The sequence below is a fragment of the Bacillus sp. SD075 genome (assembly GCF_017355165.1).
Taxonomy (GTDB): Bacteria; Bacillota; Bacilli; order Bacillales; family DSM-1321; genus Peribacillus.
Window position 1 is genome coordinate 438122 of record NZ_JADILK010000001.1, and the last position, 6218, is coordinate 444339.

Here is a 6218-nt window from a genome sequence, read left to right on the forward strand (position 1 = left end):
TTCAAGGCAAGAAACTCTCACTTTTTATACCTTTCTATTATATAAGACCATAGATGATAATACAAAACATCATATTTACATAAAATCAGTTATTGTTGAATTTTTTGCAGACTTTAAATATAAAGCTTGGGGCCGGATGATCTTTTCCTTTTGGTTTCGGTATGAACTTGGGTGCTGGGGTTAGCTTCCTTAGCTTTTTCCTTTTTCTTCGAATCCGTTTTTACATCACTGTTTTTTGGGGCCTCGACATTGGGCCCGCTTTCAACTGGAGCTCCCTGGTCCGGTGTATCACCGGCTGATGAAATGCTCCTGAAAACTTTCCACATGGAAGGCAGGTTTTTAATCACGGGTCCGTATTGTTCCACCATAGGCGTGAATTGTTCCGCTGCTTGCAACACTTTTTGCGTGTTGGAAAGCATATTATTAAGGGAATCGGGATTTTTTAATGTTTCTAAGATACCGCCTCCGCTGCTCCTTGAAGAACTTTGGTTAGTGGAAGCAGCCGGCGCAAACAAATTGGGTGAAGCTGCTTTTTGTTTCGATTTGCCAAGTATTTTTGACAATAACCCTTCTTTCTTTGCTGGCGGCATTTCCTGCCGCTGCGGTTGGATGAAAGGACCTCGGAAACCTTGTGGTCCTTGTGGCCCCTGCCGTCTGTTTTGAACCATCGGCCGCTGCATTTGCTGATAAGGGTGGGGGAATTGCGGTGACTGTCTGAATGGAGCAGGGTGCTGCTGCATCCTTCGGCCATTTGGTGGCTGAAAACCGGGTCCGGGTTGACGATTATTATTTGGGAACATAGGATTCACCTCCTCAGATTTTATATGCTGGTGTAATCTTCTCTATAAATTATGCAACTCGACTAAAAAGGTTTGAGGAAAGAGTGGCTGGGCGGTTGTGAAGTAACCGGAAAGAAGGTAAGATGGTAACGGTAGTCTTTTAGCTCCATGTCTGCGGGGGATACGCTATGACCAGGACAGGGGCTTTTCGTTTGCAGGAGTCCATTTTAAGAGAACTAGCCTCAGCGTACGCGCTTTTGTGATGTAAGAAATTGGGTCACAGTGAAAAAAAGTGAATCGATTGCCCATTATGGGACAATCCCTATTTTCTTCACGGGCAACCCAGGCGCTTGCGCTTTTTGTGTAATCCAGCTTCAGCGCCTAGCTCGTTGTGAAAAAGAGGATTGCCCTCACAAGGCAAAAAGCGCCTTATGGGACAATCCCTATTTTCTTCACGGGCAACCCAGGCGCTTGCGCTTTTTGTGTAAAATTTATTATAATAACAGGACATGTCTAATGACTGACAGGATAAAGGAGTTTTTTGATGAAACAAAATCAATTTGAACGATTTAATTTGAAAAGCTACATTCTAGATGCGGTTCGTACTTTAGGGTTCGATAAGCCGACGGAAATTCAAGAGCGTGTGCTTCCGTCGCTTTTAAAGGGAAGTAGCTTAATTGGACAGTCGCAGACAGGTACAGGAAAGACACATTCCTATTTGCTGCCAATCATGAACAGGCTTGATGCTGGTAAAAACGAAGTTCAAGCAATTATTTCCGCACCAACCCGTGAGTTAGCGAACCAAATCTACAAAGCAGCTTTGAAAATTGCTGAACATTTCCCTGAGGATGAGCAGATTCAAGTCCGTTGTTTCATCGGTGGTACTGATAAACAGCGAATGATAGATAAATTGAAGACACAGCCGCAACTGGTAATCGGTACGCCGGGCCGGATCAAGGATTTGGTTGAAGCTCAGGCACTACAGGTGTATACAGCAAAAATGCTTGTAGTCGATGAAGCGGACCTTATGCTAGACATGGGTTTCATTGAAGATGTGGATTTATTTGCATCACGTATGGCTGAAAAAATTCAAATGCTTGTCTTTTCGGCAACCATCCCAGAAAAATTGAAGCCGTTTTTAAATAAATATATGGAGAATCCAAAGTATGTTCAAGTGAATCCAAAGCAGGCGACCGCTTCGAAAATTGAACATGTTCTGGTACCGCTTCGCCACCGTAACAGAGAGCAGTTACTCCATGATATTATCGTTCGTTATAATCCTTATTTGGCGATTGTTTTCACGAACACAAAGAAAATGGCGGATCATGTGGCTAACTCCTTGATCGAAAAAGGTTTGAATGTCGGCCGTATTCATGGTGATTTATCGCCTCGTGAGCGTAAAAAAATGATGAAGCAAATCAATGATCTGGAGTATCAATTCATCGTTGCGACAGATCTGGCTTCCCGTGGAATAGATATTGAAGGTGTAAGTCATATCATTAATTATGAATTGCCTTCAGACTTGGATTTTTACATCCATAGGACGGGAAGGACGGCTCGTGCCGGATATTCGGGCATTGCCACTACCATTTACGATACATCCGATGAAGATTCATTGAACCGCCTTGAAAAAATGGGCATTGAATTCCGTGATGCCGATATCCAAAACGGCGATTGGGTTGATATCGATGAACGTAATAAACGGAAAAACCGTAAAAAACAAAAATCTGATATCGATGTTAAAGCGAGCAGGCACGTCAAGAAGCCGACTAAAGTCAAGCCAGGATACAAGAAGAAAATTCAACGAGATGTGGAAAACTTTAAAAAACGCGAACGTCGTATACAGAGAAAGAAATAGGGGGGAAATCAGATGCTGAAGATTGGATCGCATGTTTCAATGAGCGGGAAAGGTATGCTTCTTGCTGCGAGTCAAGAAGCGGCTTCGTATGGTTCCAACACATTCATGATCTATACAGGGGCCCCTCAAAACACAAGACGTAAAAAAATCGAGGATTTAAATATCGAAGCCGGAAGACTGCATATGGAGGAGAATGGAATCAGCGATATCGTTGTTCATGCCCCGTATATCATTAATATAGGAAATACCACGAACCCAGCCACATTCGAGCTTGGAGTCAACTTCTTACGCAGCGAAATCGATCGGACTGAAGCGATTGGCGCAAGTCAGATCGTACTTCATCCAGGTGCGCATGTTGGTGGAGGCAGTGAACTGGGAATCAAGAGAATCATCGAAGGTTTGAATGAAGTGCTTACTGCCGATGATAAAGTTCAGATTGCCCTTGAAACGATGGCGGGTAAAGGTACTGAATGTGGCAGGTCTTTCGAGGAGCTGGCGATGATCATTGATGGTGTAACCTATAATGAAAAATTATCGGTATGCTTTGATACTTGCCATACTCATGATGCCGGATATAATATCATTGAGGATTTTGATGGCGTACTGAATGAATTCGATAAATTGGTCGGTGTTGACCGAATCAAAGTCCTTCATATTAACGATAGCAAAAACGAACGCGGCATGCGTAAGGACCGCCATGAAAACATTGGATTTGGTCATATCGGTTTCAAGGCGTTAAATGATATTGTCCACCACCCGCAATTAAGCACGGTTCCGAAAATCCTGGAAACACCTTATGTTGGGGAAGACAAAAAAGACAAAAAGGCACCTTATAAATTTGAAATTGATATGTTCAAGAATAATCAATTCGAAGAAGATTTATTGGAAAAAATCAAATTCCAACAATAATCATCATAATAGAAAGGGGCGATTCATCGAAATAAGGATGAATCGTCCTTTCATTTTGCATTTGGCTTAAGTATGCCCATTCAAGACTGCCGGTAAGTAGGCTAAGATCCTTTAAAAAGTGGAAGTAAGGTTGTTAAATAGGGATTCTATTTCCCTGGCTGTGCTTGCTCCGGCAACTTTTGTAATTTGACCAAGTACGTTCTGTCTTTGGCGTATATCAAAAATGTTAATATTTTTGCCTGCTAGAAGTGCAGTAATATCCTGTGCTTGTTTTTGGGTAAGTGCGACCTTATGCTGTTTAGCAAGGGAAAGCAATTCATCAGGGCGTATGCTGTTGATTTTATGATTGACCATCATTTCAAATAATTTCAAACGATCTCCTCCTTTGTTAAAACATATGAAGGGGGAAGACGTATGTGAACATGAAACTTTATTTGATTCTCGGGAAATTGCTTAAGCTAACGTTTTTTTGTTGTTCAGGGCGGATCGGCACTTGTTCAAAGGTTCGGATTCTTTACATCTGGACTTCTTTGATTTATACTAACGATTGTTAATCGTAATGATTCTTAAAAAATAGGTGATCTCTTTGGACAATGTAGTAAACCCCATAGTTAAATTTGAAGATATATCTTACAAATATACAAAAGATCTAGTGCTGGAACATGTTTCGCTTGAAATTCCCAGAGGGGCCTTCCTGGCTATCGTCGGACCGAATGGATCGGGCAAATCAACACTTTTGAAGTTGCTGCTTGGTCTGTTCAAGCTTCAAAAGGGAAAAATTGAAATATTCGGGGAAGATATTCGACGCTTTAAAGATTGGCAAAAGGTCGGGTTCGTTTCCCAAAAGGCGAATTCCTTTAACTCAGGATTCCCTGCCACTGTATTTGAGGTGGTTCAGAGCGGTTTGACCAAAAAAATAGGCTTATTCAAGTTCGCCAGCAAAGAGGATAAGCAAAAGGTGATGAAGGCTCTGGAATCGGTGGACATGCTTGAATATCAGAACCGTAATATCGGGGAAATGTCTGGAGGCCAGCAGCAGAGGGTATTCATTGCCCGTTCACTGGTCAGCGAGCCGGAATTGATGATATTGGATGAGCCCACGGTTGGCGTTGATTCAAAAAACGTCCACCAATTTTATGAAATGCTTGAGATGTTGAATAAAAAATTAGGAATAACCCTTATTTTAGTAACCCATGATGTTGGTACTGTGACCGATAAAGTCACACATGTCGCCTGCTTGAATAAAAAGCTTCATTTTCACGGGGATGCCTGTGAATATAATGAGTTGGATGAAGGTGAACTCTCGTCCATTTATGGGCATGGAGTCCAATTTTTAAATCATGATCATTAATATGTTTTGGAGGATAGCCCAATGATATCGGGGATATTGCAATTTGAATTTTTGCAGAACGCATTCTTGACCGGAATCATCATCGGAGCGATTGCGCCATTAGTGGGCGTTTTTGTCGTGGTAAGGCGGATGTCGATGATTTCCGATGCGCTCAGTCATGTAGCGCTTGCTGGTATAGCGTTTAGTTTATTGCTGCAGAAGAGCTTTCTATCTCTAGCTGGATTGAATCCACTTTATATAGGAATGGCGTTTTCTGTAGGTGGTTCGTTATTCATTGAAAAATTAAGAGGGGTGTACAAGCATTACCAAGAGCTTGCAATCCCGATCATAATGTCAGGCGGCATGGGACTTAGTGTCATTTTCATTTCCATTGCAGATGGTTTCAATACCGATTTATATGGATATTTATTTGGCAGTGTCAGTGCCGTCAGCCGGGCGGACTTGTATGTCATTTTGGCAGTGGGGGTAGTCGTTGCCTTGATGCTCACCTTATTGTATAAAGAATTATTTCTGTTATCTTTTGATGAAGAGCATGCCAAAGCGTCTGGAATACCTTATAAAGCGATTCATTTTATTTTTATTGTCATGGTCGCATTGGTCATTGCCGCTTCCATGAAAATCATTGGCATATTACTTGTTTCTTCGCTCATGACACTCCCGGTAGCTGCTAGTCTCCGCTTTGCGAAGGGCTTTAAGCAGATGATTGGTTATTCGGTATTATTCGGTGAAGTTTCTGTCATAGGCGGCTTATTTTTATCATACAACCTTGATCTCGCTCCCGGTGGGACCATTGTAATAATAGCTGTGCTAATTCTCATCTTATCAATTTTGTTTGATAAGTGGAAAAATCGATAGATGGGGTGATGTATTTTGAACGTAACTACAGCCATGCAACTATTAAAGGAAAAAGGTTTTAAACATACAGGAAAGAGGGAAGAAATGCTTCAGCTTTTCTCTTCCAGCGATAAATATTTAACGGCTAAAGATGTATTGGAGAATATGAAACAGGATTATCCTGGTTTAAGCTTCGATACGATTTACAGAAATCTTTCCTTATTTGTCGAACTGGGCATCTTTGAAACGACCGAGTTGGAAGGGGAGAAGCATTTTCGTTTTACATGCGGTCATTCTTCCCACCATCACCACTTCATCTGCTTGAATTGTGGAAAAACGAAAGAAATCGACTTGTGCCCGATGCAGGAACTCCAGGAAAGCTTGAAGGACTTCGATGTTTCGGGGCATAAATTCGAAATTTACGGACGCTGTCCCGCATGTAGCGTCTCTTTGGAAGCATAAAAACCATTGACTCGAGTCAATGGTC

At 41.9% G+C, this 6218-nt stretch carries 7 protein-coding genes; 5 read left to right on the plus strand and 2 right to left on the minus strand.

Going from position 1 to position 6218, the window contains the following annotated elements:
• Nucleotides 1-113: 113 nt before the first annotated feature.
• Nucleotides 114-800 carry a VrrA/YqfQ family protein gene (vrrA, locus tag IOC57_RS02070; protein WP_207437168.1) on the minus strand — a complete coding sequence of 229 codons (687 nt, stop codon included), beginning with the start codon at nucleotides 798-800 and terminating at the stop codon, nucleotides 114-116.
• A 523-nt stretch (nucleotides 801-1323) separates the two neighbouring features.
• Between vrrA and IOC57_RS02075 the strand changes: the two genes are divergently transcribed.
• Nucleotides 1324-2637, plus strand: a complete 1314-nt coding sequence (locus tag IOC57_RS02075; RefSeq protein ID WP_207437169.1) for a DEAD/DEAH box helicase — start codon at nucleotides 1324-1326, stop codon at nucleotides 2635-2637.
• Between the two features lie 12 nt (nucleotides 2638-2649).
• On the plus strand, nucleotides 2650-3546 hold the full coding sequence (locus IOC57_RS02080) for a deoxyribonuclease IV (RefSeq protein WP_207437170.1): 897 nt from the start codon (nucleotides 2650-2652) through the stop codon (nucleotides 3544-3546).
• 111 nt (nucleotides 3547-3657) lie between these two features.
• Here IOC57_RS02080 and IOC57_RS02085 read toward each other — a convergent pair whose 3' ends face one another.
• The gene (locus tag IOC57_RS02085) at nucleotides 3658-3918 is read right to left on the minus strand and encodes a DUF2624 family protein (RefSeq protein WP_063233031.1); all 261 of its coding nucleotides are present in this window, start codon (nucleotides 3916-3918) and stop codon (nucleotides 3658-3660) included.
• Nucleotides 3919-4132: 214 nt separating this feature from the next.
• Between IOC57_RS02085 and IOC57_RS02090 the strand changes: the two genes are divergently transcribed.
• From IOC57_RS02090 to IOC57_RS02100, 3 genes are read left to right on the plus strand one after another with little or no spacing between them, the layout of a single operon-like run.
• The gene (locus IOC57_RS02090) at nucleotides 4133-4897 is read left to right on the plus strand and encodes a metal ABC transporter ATP-binding protein (protein ID WP_207437171.1); all 765 of its coding nucleotides are present in this window, start codon (nucleotides 4133-4135) and stop codon (nucleotides 4895-4897) included.
• 21 nt (nucleotides 4898-4918) lie between these two features.
• Complete coding sequence (locus IOC57_RS02095) at nucleotides 4919-5752, plus strand: metal ABC transporter permease (RefSeq protein ID WP_207437172.1); 834 nt, start codon at nucleotides 4919-4921, stop codon at nucleotides 5750-5752.
• A gap of 15 nt (nucleotides 5753-5767) precedes the next feature.
• A complete protein-coding gene (locus tag IOC57_RS02100; protein ID WP_207437173.1) occupies nucleotides 5768-6193 on the plus strand; it encodes a Fur family transcriptional regulator in 426 nt (141 codons plus the stop codon).
• Nucleotides 6194-6218: the final 25 nt, after the last annotated feature.